Genomic DNA, 15,783 nt, shown 5'->3' with positions numbered 1-15,783 from the left:
GTGGTGTCCTCGTGGAGGGGGTCGGGCTCAGTGGTCGGGCTCGGGCGGGCGGGATCAGATCAGCAGCGCGGCGACGTCCTCGAGGGCGGCGAGGCGGCGGCCGGTGTGGAAGGGGAGCTCCTCGCGCACGTGCAGACGCGCATCGGAGTAGCGCAGGTGGCGCATCATGTCCACCAGATCATGCAGGTCGTCGGCCTCGAAGGACAGCAGCCACTCGTAGTCGCCGAGCGCGAAGGCCGCGACCGTGTTGGCGTTGACCTGCGGGAAGTCGCGGCCGAGGAGGCCGTGCTCGCGCAGCATGCGGTTGCGCTCGTCCTGCTCGAGCAGGTACCAGTCGTAGGAGCGCACGAAGGGGTAGACCGTGATCCACTGCTTCCGCTCGAAGCCCGGGACCATGAACGAGGGGACGTGGTCGCGGGAGAACTCCGCCATCCGGTGCACGCCCGCGGCCGCCCACTCGCGGTGCAGCCAGGAGCCGACCAGGGAGCGCTCGAGCTCGCGCAGCGCGGCCTGCAGGGTCTCGGGACGGTCCGCGGCGAGCCACAGCATCAGGTCGTCCTCGGCGCGGAAGCCGGAGACGTCGTACCAGCCGAGGATCTCGAGCGAGTCGTCCTCCGCGCTCGCCTCCATGAGGGACACCGTCTCGGCGAGGGCCGCGGTCGCCTCGGAGACGCTGATCTCGCCCTCGTCGCCGAGACCCGCGAGGCGGCGGAACACGGTGTAGCTCGTGTACCGGGTGGTCTGCGCGATCTGCTCGGGATCCGCGGCGTCCGACGCCGCCGCGGCGGTGTCGGGTGCGGCGGGGGCGGAGGGCTGGGTCTCGGTCATGCGGGGGTCCCTTCTGCGGTGGGGTGCGGGTCGGGGTGGTGCTCGGCGCGGACGATCGCGTCGATGCCGGTGCCGGCCCGCCAGGAGCCGGTCAGGTGCAGGGTCGGCTCCTCGGCGAGGAGCGCCTCGAGGTGGTCGAGGGCGGCGCGGTGGCCGGGCAGGGCCTGGCTCATGGCGCGGTCCCAGTCGATCACGACCGCGCCGAGGAGCTGCTCCCGGATGAGCTCCGTGCCGAGGATGCGGGAGGCGTCGGCGAGGGCGAGCTCCTCGATCCCCTCGCGCTCGGGCATCGGCTCGCCGGGCCGCCCGTAGGAGAGCCGCACCAGGTGCGGGGAGGCGGCGTCCGGGAAGGCGGCGCGCACCTGCTCGCCGACGTGTTCCCACTTGGCGCTCGCGTGGGTCAGCGCCTTCGCGCGGATCCCCGGGGTACCGGGGGCGACGAGCGCCCCAGTGCCCGAGGGGAAGGCGTCCAGCGCCTCCGCGTCGAGCGCGAGGGCGACGAGCCGCACGGCGGTCGACGGGGCCTGCGGGATCGCGGCGGCGATCTCCGGCGCCGCCTCGGCGAGGAGGGCGCGGGTCATGTCCGGCGGGCCGGCGAGCACCAGCTCGGACGCCTCGAGGGTCTCGCCGCTCGCGGTGCGCGCCCACCAGGTGTCCCCGGTGCGGCCGACCTCGACGACCTCGACCCCCGTGCGCAGCAGACCGCCGCGGGCGAGGAGGTCCGCGCGCAGCGCCGCGGGGAGGGCGGCCATGGTCGGGGAGAGGGAGCGCACCCGGGTGCCCGCGCTCGCCGTGCCGGCGCCGCGGATCTCCCGCACGGCCCGGACGAGGGAGCCGTGGCGCGCGAGGCCGGCGACGAGGGCGGGGGAGGCGGCCGCGAGCTCGAGGGTCGCGGGATCCGCGGAGTGCACCCCGCCGACGATCGGGGCGACCAGCCGCTCGAGCACCCTTCGGCCGAGCCGCCGGGAGACGGTCTCGGCGACCGTGGCGCCGGGACGCGCCCCGATCCGTGCCGGCAGCAGCGGCTCGAGCGCCGCGCGCAGGGCGCCGGCGGTGCCGAGGACCGTGCGGACGTCGGCGGCGAGGGGTCGCCCGGGGATGCCGAGCAGGCCTCCACCGGGCGCCCGGTGGACGCCCGCCGCGGAGACCAGCCGCGAGCCGAGTCCCTCGCGCGGGGAGACGGCTGCGCCGTCGATCCCGAGCTCGGCGAGCAGAGCGTCGACCGCCCCGCGGCCGATCGAGAACGCCTCGGCGCCCGCGTTCAGGGCGAGCGGACCGAGATGCGTCTCCGCGACCGCGCCGCCGACCACGGGGGCCGCCTCGAGCAGCACCACGCGTCGGCCGGCCCGGGCATGCTCGCGCGCGGCGAGCAGGCCCGCGAGCCCGCCGCCGACCACGAGGACCGAGGAGCTCATGCCCGTTCGCCGCCCTGGGCGTGGAGGAAGGCGACGAGGTCGGTGAGGACCTGGGGATCCGTCTCCGGCGGGACGCCGTGGCCGAGGTTCACCACGTGGCCGGGGGCCGCGGCGCCCGCGGTGAGCACCGCGCGGGCCTCGGCGAAGCGGGCCTCCTCGGCGGTGAACAGCACCGCCGGATCGATGTTGCCCTGCAGCGGGGTGCCCGCGGGGAGCAGCTCGAGCGCCCGGTCCAGCGGCAGTCGGTGGTCGACGCCCATCACGGTCGCGCCCGCGGCGTGCATCTCGGGCAGCAGGTGCGCGGCGCCGACGCCGAAGTGGATCCGCGGCACCGGCAGGTCGGCGACGCGCGCGAGCGCCGCGGCCGAGTGCTGCTGCACGTGCTCGAGGTACTGCGCGGCGCCGAGGGAGCCGACCCAGGAGTCGAAGAGCTGCACCGCGGAGGCGCCCGCGAGCACCTGGGCACGCAGGAAGCGGCCCGAGAGCTCGGCGACCCAGGCCGCGAGGCGCGCCCACAGCTCGGGGCGGTCGCGCATCAGGGCGCGGGTGCGCAGGTGGTCGCGGCTGGGCCCGCCCTCGACCAGGTAGCTGGCGACGGTGAAGGGGGCGCCGGCGAAGCCGATCAGCGGCGTGGTGCCGAGCTCGGCGACGGTGCGGCGAACCGCCTCGCGGATCGGCTCGAGGCCCGCCTCGTAGTCGTCCCCGAGGACGGGCAGGGCGTCGATGTCCGCCTCGGTGCGCAGCGGGTGCTCGACCACGGGCCCCACCCCGGGCCGGATCTCCACGCCGAGGCCGGCCACGCGCACGGGCACGACGATGTCCGAGAAGAAGATCCCGGCATCGACGCGGTGGCGGCGCACCGGCTGCACGGTGATCTCGGCGGCCATGTCGGGGCGCAGGCAGGAGTCGAGCATCGTCGTGCCCTCGCGCAGCGCCCGGTACTCGGGCAGCGAGCGGCCGGCCTGTCGCATGAACCACACGCTCGGCGCCGCCGCGGGATCCCGGTCACCTCTCAGCTCCCGCAGGAGAGAGGCGTCGGCCACACCACCGCGGGCCTGCGGGCGGAGCGCCGGATGCTCGGCGGGGAGGGTCGAGGGGCCGTCCGACGGGGTCCCCGCCGGGGCGCCCGCGAGGCTCTCGCCTGCACCGATCCGGGGATCTGACGACTGTCGCGATCGATCTGACGGGTTGTCCGCAAAAGTGCGCTCTGACGTGCTCTTCTGTTCCATGGCGCCCCCATTGTGCACACTCCCGCCGCCCGAGGCTCCCAGGTCGGGAGGGGCGTCGTCGGGCGGGCCTACACTGGCGATCATGCTCGCCGCTCTCCGCGCCACCCACGAGCACCTCGACCTCGACATGCTCGACGCCCTCACCCGGGACGCCGACTCCCTGCCGGCCGTGCTCGAGGAGCTCGCCCTCGAGCGCACCCGTCACGACGGCGGGGCGCCGCTGCTCGCCGGGCAGGTCGTGGTGAGCACCTGCAACCGCCTCGAGGTGTACCTCGACACCGAGCGCTTCCACGAGGGGATCGAGCTCGTCATCGACGCGGTCACCCGCACCAGCGGCCTCGACCGCGAGGTGGTCTCGCTGTGCTTCGACGCCGCGATGGACGCCCCCGTACCCCAGCACCTCTACGAGATGACCTCGGGGCTGCGCTCCCTCGTCGTCGGCGAGGCGGAGATCGCCGGGCAGGTGCGCCAGGCCTATGAGGTCGCGCGCCGCGGCGGACGCACCACTTCGATGCTCCACGACCTCTTCCAGCACGGCTTCCGCTGCGCCAAGCAGGTCGCGACCCAGGCCCCCGTCGGCGCCGCCGGCCGCTCCGGGGCGGCCGTCGCCCTCGACCGCGCCGCCGCGGCCCTCGGCGGGCTCGAGGGACGCAGCGCCCTGATCGTCGGCACGGGCGCCTACGCCCGCCTGGGTCTCGCCGAGCTCACCCGCCGCGGCGCCCGCGACCTGCGCGTCTTCTCCCCGTCGGGCCGTGCCCTCGGCTTCGCCCAGCGCCACGGCGCCCGGGCCGTCGAGGCCGGGGAGCTGGACGAGGCGCTCGCCGCCGCCGACCTCGTGCTGGCCTGCTCGGGGCGCGGCACCTCCCTCTTCCCCGAGCAGTTCCTCGGCGCGGGTGCGAGCGCGGGCGGTGTCGTCGTGCTCGACCTCGCCCTGCACTCCGACCTGCACCCGCTGGTGCGGCACCTCAAGGGCGTGACCGTGATCGGGCTCGCCGACCTCGCGACCGAGGCGGACCGGGCCGACGACTCCGCCCTCGCCACCGCCCGCGCCATCGTCGCCGAGAACGTGGAGGCCTTCCGGGTGCAGCAGGAGGTGCGGCGCATCGATCCCGCGATGGCCGCGCTGCGCCGCGAGGTCGCCGAGGCCGCGGACCTCGAGGTGGACCGGCTACGCCGCGAGGTCTCTCCCGAGACGGCCGACCAGCTCGACCGCTCCGTGCGCCGGATCCTCGCGAAGGTCATGCACCAGCCGGCCGAGCGCGCCCGGCACCTCGCCGAGACCGGCTTCGCCGACGACTACGTCGAGGCCTTCCACACCATCTTCGGCATCGACATCTCCGCCGGTCGGGAGGTCGCCCACGGCCCTGAGCAGGGCGGCGAGAGCCCCGTCCCCGCCGGGTGGATGCGCGTGGACCGCACCGTGCCGCCCGCCGCGCTGTCCGGAGCGCTGCTCGCCCGCCTCTCCGGCCGCGCGGACGGCGGCGGGGTCAGCGGCGGCGCCTGAACCAGGTGCGCGGGCCGCGTCGGGCGGGCTCGCTCGCGGGCTCGTCAGGGAGTTCGGAGTCCAGCGCGGCCTCCAGCTCCTCGGCCGGTTCCGGGGCGTCGACGGTGAGCCCCTCCTCATCCACCCAGGTGTCGCTCCAGCCGACGTCGGACTCGTCGCGCGGCCGGAAGGCGCGCCGCGGGCCGAGCGCCTCGGCGACGTCCTCGAGCTCGATCTCCGCAGGGGCGCGCACCTCCTCGCCCCGATGCGGGACGGGGCAGGTCCAGAAATAGGGGCAGCCGGGGCAGCCGGCGGTCTCCTCGTCGGGCGCGGCCTCCCGCTGCATCTGGACGCCGTCCATCTGCTGCAGCAGCCGCAACCGGGCCTCGTAGGGGTTGACCTCCATCAGCGCTCTCCCTCCGCCGCGCTCAGTCGTGCACGATCCGCGTGCCGAGCGCGGAGAGCACCGCCGTGGCGAGCTCCTCGGCCCCGGTCGAGCCCGCGACGGCGTGGACCACGAGGCCGCGGGCCTCGGCCGTCGCGGCCACCGCGTCGTCGGCCGCGACGACCCGGATGTCGCGATGGATGCCCAGGTGACCGGCGAGATCTGCGAGCAGGGTGCTGCGCAGTACGAGCGCGCCATACGCGGGGCGCCGCAGGTCCCGCACCAGCTGGGGGTCGAGGCCGACGGTGCGCACCCGCACGGCGAGCACGAGGGTGACATGCGCCGCGGCCTCCTCGAGGGCGGGGCGCAGGGCGGGCGGGGTCGCGGTGGATCCCACGAGCAGGAGACGCTCCCCGGCGGCGGGGGCGAGGGCCGCGGTAAAGCCCGGGTCGGTCTCCTCCCGCTCGAGCACCCGGGCATGCGGCACCCCGGTCGCGGCGAGCACGGCGGCGGTCGTGGCCTCGGTGACGGCCACGGCGGTGCCCGCGGGGACGAGCAGGTCCCCGCCCTCGGCGAGCACCTCGGCGGCACGGGGGCTCGTGACCACGAGGCGGTCGACCTCCCCGGCCGCGAGGGCGGCGAGGGCCGCGCGCAGGTCGCCGTCCCGCTGGGCGCGCAGCTCCACGAAGGGGGAGTGGTCGGTGGGGAGGCCCCGGGACCGCAGCGCGGCGAGCAGGTCGTCGGCAGCCCCGGCGGCGTCCGGCACCAGGACGGGGAGCGGGGCGACGGTCATGGGATCCTCCGGGAGCGGGGCGACGGCACCTGCTCATTCTGCCCGACACAGGCTGTGCGGTCGCCGCCCCGTAGGATCGGGAATCGCCTTCCAGTTCCCGACCGCCGAGGAGACCCGATGAGCACGCCCCAGGAGCGCCTCCACGAGGCCACCCGCCGCCTTCTCGAGCTGCTCAGGGCCGACGACGCCACCACCGAGGAGACCCTCGCCGTGCGCGAGGAGCTCGCCCGGGCCACGGCCGACCTCGGCCACCTGCAGGACGCGTGGTACCAGGTCGAGGAGCTGCGCAAGGACGCCCTGCGCACCCACGGCCCCGAGCATCCGGCGGCGGCCTCGGCGCGGGCGCTGCAGGCCGAGATCGAGGAGCGGGCACGAGCGGCGGGCGGCGGGGCCTGAGCCCTCACCAGCGGAAGCCGGCCTCCCGCAGCCGCTCGTCGACGGCGTCCTGCATCGAGGCGGCGTAGGTGCCGGTGAGGTGATCGCGGTCCAGCGAGACCCGCACATTGCCGATCACCGGCGAACAGACGCCCTCCGGGCAGATCAGATCGTTGACGTCGAGCGGGGCGACTCCGTCCGGTTGCTCCGCGAGCAGCGTCGCGTCGGGCCGCTCGCGGGAGAGCGGCTCCGGCAGCGGGGAGGCGCACGAGGGGTCTGCGGCACCCTTCTCCTCGGTGCAGGGCACCGGCTCGACCGCGAGGCGCGGCTGATCCCGCAGCGCGATCACCTCGATGCCGGCGGCGGTGAGGTCGGGCAGCGTGGTCTCCATCCCGGGCGTGACCGTCTCCTCGAGCTCCGGACTGAGGAACGTGGAGTGGAGGAGGACGGCGTCGGGCGAGACCCGCTCGATGTACTCGCGGGCCTGGGCGCTCCACGCATCGCAGTCGGGGGAGACCTCCGCGTCGGGGGCGTAGACGCATCCGCCCTTCCACAGCGTGATCAGGGTCCAGCCGTGCTCCCGGGCGAGCGGGATGAGGGCTCCGGTGAACTGCTCGATGCGGGAGTTGCCGACGCTGACCACGACCTTCCCCTCCGGGTCGCCCTCGACGATGCCGCACGAGGTCCGCTTCGGCTCCACGTCGGGCCGGGGCTCCAGGTCGCCGGAGCAGAGCGTGCCGCTCACCACCCAGTCGCCGGGGACCGTGGCCGCCGACGGCAGCGGCGCGGCATCGGGGTCCGCGTCGGGATGGACGGTGAAGCCCGGGTCCAGCACGCGGGCGCCGGGGTTGTCGGCGACCGCACGGGCCTCCGCCTCGCGCTGCTCGCCGAGCAGGTGCTCGCGCACGCCGAGCATCGGGGCGAGCGCGAGGACGAGGCAGCTCGCGACCACCAGACCGCCGCGCCAGGCCCGGGCCCCCGCCCAGGGCCAGCGCCGGATAGGGGTGTCGACGAGTCGGGTGAGCAGCCAGGCGAGCACGAGCGAGGCGAGGATCAGAACCAGCCCGTCGAGCACTCCCGCGCGGGCCTTTCCCGCATGGGCCAGGTACAGGGTGAGCAGCGGCCAGTGCACGAGGTAGAGGCCGTAGGAGACATCGCCCAGGCGCGCCGCCGGACGGCTCGAGAGCAGCCGGTCCACGCCCAGTCGGCTCCCCGTCGCTCCCGCCCACAGCACGAGCGCCGCCGCGGTGAGGGGCCACGCCGCGATCCAGCCGGGAAACGCGCCCTGCACGTCCACGAGCAGGCCGCAGGAGAGCAGCCCCAGGATCCCCGCCCACCCGGCCGCGACGCGCACGGGGGAGACGCGGGGCCGGGCCCGTCGGCCGCGGGAGCGCTCGCGATGCTCCTCGAGGGCAGGCAGCGCGAGCCCCAGCAGCGAGCCGGCCGCGAACTCCCACAGCCGCGCGGCGGTGTCGAAGTAGGCGATCTCCTGCTGGGTGGCGGTCGAGACCACCGACCAGGCGAAGGAGGCGACCAGCACGAGGGTGAAGACCACGGCGAGGACGGAGCGCACGGACCAGCGCCGCCAGCGAGCCACGAGCACCGCCGCGCCGATCAGCAGCGGCCACAACAGGAACACCTGCCCCTGGATGGACAGCGACCAGAAGTGCTGGAAGGGTGAGGCGCCGACCTCCTCCGCCGCGTAGTAGTCCACGCCGCGCCGGATCAGCACCCAGTTCTGCACGTGCAGCACCGAGCCGATCGCGTCGGTGATCGCGGTCATCCAGCGCTCCGCGGGCAGCAGCAGGTACACCCCGGCGAGGGTCGCGAGCGCCACCACCGTCGTGGGCGGCAGCAGCCGCTTGAAGGTCCGCGCCCAGTAGGCGAGCGGGGCCGTCGGCCGCCCCGCCCCGACCCGGCGCATGAACGTGCCCACCAGCAGGAAGGAGGAGAGGAAGAGGAAGACGTCCACGCCGCCGGAGACCCGGTCGAACCACACGTGGTAGAGGACCACGAGGCCGATCGCGACGCCGCGGAGCCCGTGCAGCTCGGGCCGGAAGCGGCCCGCGTGCGAGGCGGGGCGAGCACCGACGCCGGCCGCTTCGGCGGGGGCGGGGGCGCGGGAGGGGGAGGACATCGCGGGAGTGCAGGTCCGTTCAGCCGCGGAGGAAGGAGGCGCAGGCCTGCTGCAGCAGCAGCGGATCCGCGGTCGCGCACATCTCGCGGGCCGAGTGCATCGACAGCAGGGTGATGCCCACGTCGATCGTGGTCATCCCCAGGCGCGTCGCGGTGATCGGGCCGATGGTCGAGCCGCAGGGCATGGCGTTGTTCGAGACGAAGCTCTGATGGGGCACGCCCGCCCGCTCGCACGCCGCGACGAAGGCGGCGATGCCGACGGCGTCCGTCGCGTAGCGCTGGTTGGCGTTGATCTTCAGCATCGGTCCCCCGCCGAGGCGGGGCCGGGTGACGGGGTCGTGCCGCTCGGGGTAGTTGGGGTGCGCGGCGTGCCCCGCATCCGCCGAGAGCACGAGCGAGGAGGCGAGGACCTGGCGGCGGCTCGCCTCGTCCCCGCCGAGCGCGGCGTGGACCCGCACCAGCACGTCCTCGAGGAAGGGCCCGGCCGCGCCCGAGCGGGTTGCGGAGCCCACCTCCTCGTGGTCGTTGGCGACCAGCAGCGCGAGCGGCGCGGGGCCCACGGCGGTCTCCGCGCGGTCCCCGGCGGCGACCGCGATCAGCGCCTCCACCTCGGCGTGCACCGAGCTGAGGTTGTCCAGCCGGCCGGAGGCGAGGAACTCCTCGGATGCTCCGAAGAGCGCCGGCGCCTGGGAGTCGGCGGTGACCACGTCGAAGCCCACGATGTCGCCCGCGTCGACGCCGGCGCGCTCGGCGAGGACCTCGAGCACGTCGGCCGGGGCGACGCCGAGCAGCGGCTGCATGTGCCGCTGCGGATCGAGGATCAGCCCGTCCTTGGTCACGCCGCGGTCCAGGTGCACCGCGAGCTGGGGGACGCGCAGCAGCCCCGGGGTCTCCACCAGCACGGTGCGGCCGTCGGCGAGCGCGAGGCGGCCGGCGAGACGCAGCTCGCGGTCGAGCCACGAGTTGAGCAGCGGGCCGCCGTAGATCTCGACGCCCACCTGGGCGAGTCCCTCGCCGACAAGGCGCGGGTTCGGCTTGAGCTTGAGGGCGGGGGAGTCGGTGTGGGAGCCGACGATCCGCAGCGGCGTCGCGGCGTCGGTGCCCTCTGGCGCGGACCAGGCGATGAGGGACCCGTCGCGGAGCACGTAGCGGTCCCCGGCGACGTCCTCGTGCTCCCAGCGGCGGGTCTCGTGAAGCTCCGTGAAGCCCGCGGCCTCGAGCCGGCGGGCTGCCTCGCGGGCGGCGTGGAAGCTCGACGGGGAGGCGGTGACGAACGCCCCGAGGTCCAGGGCGACAGAGCGGGCACGGGGGGAGGGCGCGGCGGCCGTGAAGGGGCTCATCCGGTCATTGAACCATCGGACATGCGGCACGGGAGGATGCGCAGGAGCTTCGCGTCGCCCTCCTGGGCGATGACCTCCGCGGCGCCCGTCTCGGAGATCTCGTTGAGACCGGTGTAGGTCGCGGAGCGGCCCAGCAGCTCCTGCGGGCCGAAGTCCAGGGCGTACTCGACGTCGAGCTCCTCGACCGCGTCGCACACCTCGGGGTTCCGCTGTGCCTCGTCGAGCTCGGCGTTCAGCAGGTGCACCTCGGGCTCGGCCTGGAAGCCCATGAAGGTGTTCAGCACCTGCCGGTCCGAGACCGCGTAGGCGAGGGAGGATCCGTTCCAGGCGTTGGTGGCGATCACGGCGTCCTCGGGCACCAGCTCGGGGAGGCGGCGCAGCAGGGTCAGCTCATCCTCGGTGAGGAGCTGGTCGCCGTGCCAGTCCTGCTTCAGGTACCACATGTTCACTGCGGCGGCGCGGGAGACCAGCGAGAAGGTCAGCACCATGGCGACGCTCGCGACGACGGCGACGGCGCCGATCAGCGGTCGGCGCGGGTAGCCCAGGTCGCGCAGGGCCGGGACGCGCGCGGCGACGACGCGCACGATCACGTCGAGCCCCACGGCCAGCACCGGCACCGCGATCACCGGGAGGATCGCGCTGGCCCGATAGTTGTCGCTGTACCAGACGCCCGTGAGCAGGTAGCGGAGGTCCCCCTCCGGGGTCGCGCGGGTCGCGATCCCGAACAGCGCGGCGACGGCGTAGGGGGCGAGCATCCAGCGGGTGCGGGCGCTCAGAGCGACCGCGAGGAGGCATCCGGCGACGACGATGCCGAGCGGCACGAAGGTCGGTGTCGCGTTCGGGGAGAGCGAGCCGACCTGCCCGATCGCCTCGACGAGGGACGCGTTGGGCGTCCAGACGGCCGAGCTCTGCGGGGGCCGCACCCGGACGGAGCCGACCACGCCGAGCACCGCGGTGGCCCCGCCGAGCAGCGCGAGCACCACGGGCACGCGCCAGCGCGACTCCCCGCGCCGCGCCCTTACGGTCGCGGCGACGGCTCCGGCGAGCAGGATCGGCACGCCGAGGGCGAGGCCCACGAAGACCCCCTGGCCGTGCGCGGCGGCCGCGGCCCCGCAGCCGGCGACCAGCACCACGGCGAGCGGGAGCGGGCGCAGCCGCTCCGGTCCGGCGGGGGTGAGCCCGGCGAGCTGGGCCACGCCGAGCACCACCAGGGGCATCATGCCGATCGAGAGCAGGTACGGCAGCAGGATCCCCCACGACATGAGGGAGAGGGGGAAGGCGGCGGTGACGCCCGCGAGGGCGCCGGCGGCGAACAGCCCCGTCGGCCCCACGGGCGTGCAGGCGCGCACCAGCGCCACCAGTCCCAGCGGCCACAGCACGCAGCCCACCAGGAGCATCAGCACGTTCGAGGCGAGGATGATCTCCTGCCCGGAGAGCTGGACCACGAGGCTCGTCGCCTGATGCCACAGCGCCGGGTAGTAGGACTCCTGCCCGGGCAGGGCCGTCATCCCGCCCACAGTGAAGGCGGAGGCATCGTGCATCCGCAGGATGTGGCGGACGGCGTTGAGGTGGAAGACGTTGTCGTAGGTCTGGCTGAGCGCGTCGATCGAGCCCATCATGCGCAGCGAGCGCGCGAGCAGCACGGTGATCCCGAGCGCGAGTCCGCCGCCGACGGCGAGGCCGGGCAGCAGCCGTCCGGAGGTCTCCGCGGGCTCCGCGTCGGCCGGCGCGAGGACCGGGCGACGGCGACCGAGGAGCCACAGCACCGCCCCCAGGACCAGGCCCAGCACGAGGGCCGACAGCGGGGTCCACGGCACGGAGAGGATCCGTCCGAGCTCCGCGGCGAGGGTGATCAGGAACAGCGAGAGCGGGGCGAGGAGCGCCGCGGCGGTGAGGGGCCGCAGGCGCAGGGCGAGCACGCCCGGCAGACCCGGCAGCACGAGCACCGCGAGGGCGGCCAGGACCGTCACGGCCACGGCGAAAGCGTCCACGCCGGGCACCCCTTTCTCCTCGGGGCCGCCTCTCGGCCCGGAACCGTCCGATCGTAGCGGCCCGGCGACGGCTCAGAACCCGGCTGCGGTGAGCCTCTCGGTGGCGGCGGGGGCGAGCGTCTCCTCGACGAACAGCCGGGTGAGGTGGTCGTCGTCCATGTAGACGTAGACGTCGCCGAGCACGGGCGAGCATCGTCCGTCGGGACAGATCTGGTCGCTGAGGTCCAGCAGGGTCACACGCGCGTCCGGTCCGGTGAGCGCCGCGAGCGGGGCGGCGGGGTTCTCGGCGGCGAACTTCGCGGAGGCTTCCGCGCCGCAGGCGGCGTCGGCGTCCGACGGGGTGCCGCCGTCGTCGACCACGGACTCCGCGCACTGGAACTGGTCGGCGGACCAGCGGGGCGTGTCCCGGGTGACGATCACGTCGAGGCCGCGGTCGAGCAGGGCCTGCACGGCGGTGTCCGCGCCGGTGGGCAGCACCTCCTCGCCGGAGTCCGCGGAGGTGAGCGTCATGGTGGCGAGCACCGTGTCCACGTCGACGGAGTCCAGGTAGGACAGCACCCACTCGTCGTAGCCCGCGCAGTAGGCGTCCCGGTCCGCCCCGGCGAGGAAAAGGCAGCCGTCCATCGACAGGTTCACGATCTGGGCGTCCCGCTCCTCGGCGAGCGGGATCAGCGCGGGGATGTACTGGCGGGAGTGGGAGCTGCCCACCACCACGATGGTTTCGGCGGGCTCGGAGCCGGCGGGCAGCAGCTGCTCGCAGTGGACATTGCGGAAGACGACCGACGGCGCCCATGCGCCGCTGCAGGACTCGGGCAGGGAGGGCCACTGCCCGCCCAGCTGCCAGCCGGCGGGGCGCAGCACGGCGGGGGCCTCGGTCGCGACCTCGTCCGTGGGCAGCTCCTGTCCCTGGGCCGCGGGGACCGGCTCGGGCTGGCGGTTCAGCCAGGTCCACCAGCCGCCGCTCGCGCCGAGCACGAGGGCGAGGCTCAGCGCGATCGCGGTCAGCGCGCGCCAGGGCCTCGCCTCGAGCCAGCGGGAGCGGCGCACGGGGGCGTCGATCGCCCGGGTCAGGATCCAGGCGAGCACCACCGAGCCCGCGAGGACCGCGGCGCCGTCGAGCAGGCCCGCCCGCTCCTGGCCGCTGTGGTGCAGCCACACCACCAGGATCGGCCAGTGCACGAGGTAGAGGGCGTAGGAGATGTCGCCCACGAAGGCAGCGGGCCGGGTCGACAGCAGCGCGTCCACGCCCCAGCGCCGCCCCGAGTGGCCCGTGACCACCACGGCGCCCGCCGCCGCGAGCGGCACCATCGCGATCCAGCCCGGGAACTGCGAGGACACGTCCAGCACGATGCCCGTGGCGAGCAGCAGGGCGATGCCCGCCCAGCCGGTCAGGGCGCGCAGGGCTCCGAGTCGCGGGGCCCGCTCCTCCTCGGGGCGCCGCGCCCCGGTCCAGCGGTCCAGGGCGGGCAGGGCCAGGGCCAGCATCGAGCCGGCCGCGAACTCCCACAGCCGGGCCGCGGTGTCGAAGTAGGCGACCTGCTGCTGCGACTGGGTCGAGAGCACCGACCAGGTGAGGGACGCCGCCCCGATCAGGGCCATGATCGCGAGCAGCGGTCGACGGATCGGCCGGCCCCGCCGGGCCCGGCGGACGACGAGGGCGAACAGCAGCGGCCACACGACGAAGGCCTGCCCCTGCACGCTGAGGGACCAGAAGTGCTGCAGAGGGGAGGCGGCTCCCGCATCGCGCGCCTGGTAGTCGACCTGCAGCAGCACCAGCAGCGCGTTCTGTAGGTAGACCGCGGAGGCGACGGCCTGCTGCATCACCGTCGGCCACAGCGAGGCGGGCAGGAAGGCGGCCGTCGCCGCGAGGGCGAGCAGGATCGTCACCGCCGCGGGCGGCAGCAGCCGCTTGAAGGTGTGGAGCCAGTAGCGGGGGATCGCGAGGGGGCGTCCGCTCTCGAGGCGCCGCACGAAGGTGCCGGTGAGGAAGAAGGCGGAGAGGAAGAGGAAGACGTCCACACCGCCCGAGACCCGGCCGAGCCAGATGTGGTAGACGGCCACCAGGCCGAGCGCCACGGCGCGCAGGCCGTGTAGCTCGGCGCGGAAGGCGGGGCGGTCCCGCCGCTGGGGGCCCGCGGGGACGGTGGCGGCCGACGGGTCGGAGGGGACCGTCCCCGCGGCGTCGTCGTCGGGGGCGGGGGCCGCCTGCTCCCGCTGCGGCCGCCACGTGCCCGCCACGGAGCCCGCGGTGGACCAGGCGTCCTCCGCCTCACGCTCGGCGTAGGACTCGAGCGGTCCCTGGAGCCAGTCGTCGAGGGTCGAGGTCTGCGAGGGCAGCGGCGCGGCGAGCCAGGGCGTGGGATCCGCGATCGGTCCCGCGGGAGGTGCCTCGCCCGCGGGGGCGGGTTCGGGGGCGGGGTCGACGGGGGCCGACACCGGCTCGCCGTCCTGGGTCCAGTCCTCGAGCGAGTCTGCCGGTGCCGCGGCGCGGCGCGCGGCCTCCTGCTCCTCGGCGACGGCGCGGGCGAGGGCCTCCTGGCGGGCGGTCTCCTCCTCGCTCAGCGCGCGCGCCCGACGACCACCCCGGCGCGGCGCCGGGGGATCAGCGGGCGAGGTGATCGCGATCGCCTCCTCCCACGGGGCGAGGGGCCGAGGGCGTCGACATCGGAGGGACTCCTGGGATCGGGTCGAGCGGACCCCGTGATCCTACGGCGCGTCAGGGCCCGGGACCATCGGGTGCTCAGCGCCGCGCACGACCCCGGCGCCCCAGCTCGAGTACGAGGCCGACCACCAGCAGCACGGCGCAGATCCCGAGGCCGACGGGCTGGAGCAGCGCGACGATGCGGTTCACGAACAGCGCGAGGTCCGACGGCACCGCCGACCACGGCCCGCTCGAGGGTGCCAGCAGGAAGCGCTGGAAGAGCGTCTGCAGGGCCCCGATCAGGGGGAACAGCGCGATCATGACGATGGCCGTCCAGCGCAGCAGGGCCTCGGCACGTCCGGCCAGCAGCACGGCCCCGAGGCCCACGAGCCCGGCGACCAGGGACCACACCGCGAGCACCGCCTGCACCGCGGCGAAGGTGTCCAGGCCCGCCCCCGACAGGGCATCGATCGCGAACTCCAGGGTCAGTTGGATCAGGGCCGAGAGCACGACCACCACGAGCAGGGCACCCACGAGGGCGGGGACCCGCAGCGGAAGGCGGGCGCTCCGCGAGGCCGGACGGGACGCGGTCGCCGCGATGAGCAGGCACACCCCGGCGAGGACGAGGGTGATCAGGCCGGTGACCGCGCTGGTGGCGAGGTTCAGCCACCCGAGGACGGCGACGTCGCCCCGCGGGGAGGTGCCCAGGGCGAGCATGATCTGGGCGAGCGCCGAAAGCAGCGCGACCAGCTCGCGCCCGACGAGGAGGCCGAGCGTGACGAGCGGCAGCATCGCCACCCGGTCCGGGTCGAAGCGCCCGTGCCGCAGCATCTGCGCGACTCCGAGGGCGACGATCACCCCGGCGACGGTGCCGACGACGATGATCAGCGCGACGACGAGTCCGCCCGCCGCCTCGGACACCCAGAGCGCGGGGACCTGGAGGAGCAGGAGCAGCGGAGCGTGGAGCAGCGCGGCGATCGCGGTGATGATCGCCCAGAGGCGCAGACGCCCGCCCGGAGACGGGACGGGGGAGGGGGTCTCGGACATGGGTGCTCCTGCGGTCGCGACCGGTGCGGAGGAGGCAGGAGCTCCCCGTGCCGGCCCCCACCGGATGCTCCGCCCGCATCCTCCCACAGCGCCGCCCGCTGCTCTCGGTCGTGGGAGCAT

General features: G+C 75.2%; 12 protein-coding genes. 2 read left to right on the top strand and 10 right to left on the bottom strand.

Annotated elements, in window-relative coordinates; all coding sequences use genetic code 11:
* Positions 1 to 54: 54 nt before the first annotated feature.
* Genes hemQ through hemE form a run of 3 tightly spaced genes read right to left on the bottom strand, consistent with a single transcriptional unit; the run spans position 55 to position 3,286 of the window.
* Positions 55 to 828 (bottom strand): hydrogen peroxide-dependent heme synthase, encoded by a 774-nt coding sequence (hemQ, locus tag ACZCAH_RS11365; protein WP_464341180.1) that lies wholly within the window; start codon positions 826 to 828, stop codon positions 55 to 57.
* Positions 825 to 2,243 (bottom strand): protoporphyrinogen oxidase, encoded by a 1,419-nt coding sequence (hemG, locus tag ACZCAH_RS11360; RefSeq protein ID WP_464341179.1) that lies wholly within the window; start codon positions 2,241 to 2,243, stop codon positions 825 to 827. The genes hemQ and hemG overlap by 4 nt, the downstream gene beginning before the upstream one ends.
* Positions 2,240 to 3,286, bottom strand: coding sequence for a uroporphyrinogen decarboxylase (gene hemE, locus ACZCAH_RS11355; RefSeq protein ID WP_464341202.1), 1,047 nt, complete (start codon positions 3,284 to 3,286; stop codon positions 2,240 to 2,242). The genes hemG and hemE overlap by 4 nt, the downstream gene beginning before the upstream one ends.
* 268 nt (positions 3,287 to 3,554) lie before the next feature.
* Here hemE and ACZCAH_RS11350 point away from each other — a divergent pair, with 268 nt between their 5' ends.
* A complete protein-coding gene (locus ACZCAH_RS11350) occupies positions 3,555 to 4,976 on the top strand; it encodes a glutamyl-tRNA reductase (RefSeq protein WP_464341178.1) in 1,422 nt (473 codons plus the stop codon).
* Here ACZCAH_RS11350 and ACZCAH_RS11345 read toward each other — a convergent pair.
* Entirely contained in the window at positions 4,960 to 5,361 is a 402-nt protein-coding gene (locus ACZCAH_RS11345) for a hypothetical protein (RefSeq protein ID WP_464341177.1), read from the bottom strand. The two genes, ACZCAH_RS11350 and ACZCAH_RS11345, sit on opposite strands and share 17 nt — an antisense overlap.
* A gap of 22 nt (positions 5,362 to 5,383) precedes the next feature.
* Positions 5,384 to 6,133, bottom strand: a complete 750-nt coding sequence (locus ACZCAH_RS11340) for a uroporphyrinogen-III synthase (protein ID WP_464341176.1) — start codon at positions 6,131 to 6,133, stop codon at positions 5,384 to 5,386.
* Between the two features lie 117 nt (positions 6,134 to 6,250).
* On the opposite strand from ACZCAH_RS11340, the gene ACZCAH_RS11335 reads away from it, so the two are divergent.
* Positions 6,251 to 6,529, top strand: a complete 279-nt coding sequence (locus ACZCAH_RS11335; RefSeq protein WP_464341175.1) for a hypothetical protein — start codon at positions 6,251 to 6,253, stop codon at positions 6,527 to 6,529.
* Positions 6,530 to 6,533: 4 nt separating this feature from the next.
* On the opposite strand, the gene ACZCAH_RS11330 is transcribed toward ACZCAH_RS11335, so the two are convergent.
* The 5 genes from ACZCAH_RS11330 to ACZCAH_RS11310 form a co-directional block, all read right to left on the bottom strand.
* Positions 6,534 to 8,645 (bottom strand): acyltransferase family protein, encoded by a 2,112-nt coding sequence (locus ACZCAH_RS11330; protein ID WP_464341174.1) that lies wholly within the window; start codon positions 8,643 to 8,645, stop codon positions 6,534 to 6,536.
* A 19-nt stretch (positions 8,646 to 8,664) separates the two neighbouring features.
* Complete coding sequence (locus ACZCAH_RS11325; RefSeq protein ID WP_464341173.1) at positions 8,665 to 9,984, bottom strand: M18 family aminopeptidase; 1,320 nt, start codon at positions 9,982 to 9,984, stop codon at positions 8,665 to 8,667.
* A complete protein-coding gene (locus tag ACZCAH_RS11320; RefSeq protein ID WP_464341172.1) occupies positions 9,981 to 11,975 on the bottom strand; it encodes a DUF6541 family protein in 1,995 nt (664 codons plus the stop codon). Before ACZCAH_RS11320 ends, ACZCAH_RS11325 begins: the two co-directional genes overlap by 4 nt.
* 72 nt (positions 11,976 to 12,047) lie before the next feature.
* Complete coding sequence (locus ACZCAH_RS11315) at positions 12,048 to 14,411, bottom strand: acyltransferase family protein (RefSeq protein ID WP_464341171.1); 2,364 nt, start codon at positions 14,409 to 14,411, stop codon at positions 12,048 to 12,050.
* A 304-nt stretch (positions 14,412 to 14,715) separates the two neighbouring features.
* Positions 14,716 to 15,663, bottom strand: coding sequence for a hypothetical protein (locus tag ACZCAH_RS11310; protein WP_464341170.1), 948 nt, complete (start codon positions 15,661 to 15,663; stop codon positions 14,716 to 14,718).
* Positions 15,664 to 15,783: the final 120 nt, after the last annotated feature.

Source organism: Brachybacterium sp. B718/18, assembly GCF_055454375.1.
Note: the sequence above shows the minus strand (reverse complement) of the source record. Positions and strands in the feature narration are given on the sequence as shown.

Coding starts and splice junctions, on each gene's coding strand:
- ACZCAH_RS11335 (WP_464341175.1), top strand. CDS start 6,251: ATGAGCACGCCCCAGGAGCGCCTCCACGAGGCCACCCGCCGCCTTCTC.
- hemQ (WP_464341180.1), bottom strand. CDS start 828: ATGACCGAGACCCAGCCCTCCGCCCCCGCCGCACCCGACACCGCCGCG.
- ACZCAH_RS11330 (WP_464341174.1), bottom strand. CDS start 8,645: ATGTCCTCCCCCTCCCGCGCCCCCGCCCCCGCCGAAGCGGCCGGCGTC.
- ACZCAH_RS11340 (WP_464341176.1), bottom strand. CDS start 6,133: ATGACCGTCGCCCCGCTCCCCGTCCTGGTGCCGGACGCCGCCGGGGCT.
- ACZCAH_RS11345 (WP_464341177.1), bottom strand. CDS start 5,361: ATGGAGGTCAACCCCTACGAGGCCCGGTTGCGGCTGCTGCAGCAGATG.
- ACZCAH_RS11310 (WP_464341170.1), bottom strand. CDS start 15,663: ATGTCCGAGACCCCCTCCCCCGTCCCGTCTCCGGGCGGGCGTCTGCGC.
- hemG (WP_464341179.1), bottom strand. CDS start 2,243: ATGAGCTCCTCGGTCCTCGTGGTCGGCGGCGGGCTCGCGGGCCTGCTC.
- ACZCAH_RS11325 (WP_464341173.1), bottom strand. CDS start 9,984: ATGAGCCCCTTCACGGCCGCCGCGCCCTCCCCCCGTGCCCGCTCTGTC.
- ACZCAH_RS11350 (WP_464341178.1), top strand. CDS start 3,555: ATGCTCGCCGCTCTCCGCGCCACCCACGAGCACCTCGACCTCGACATG.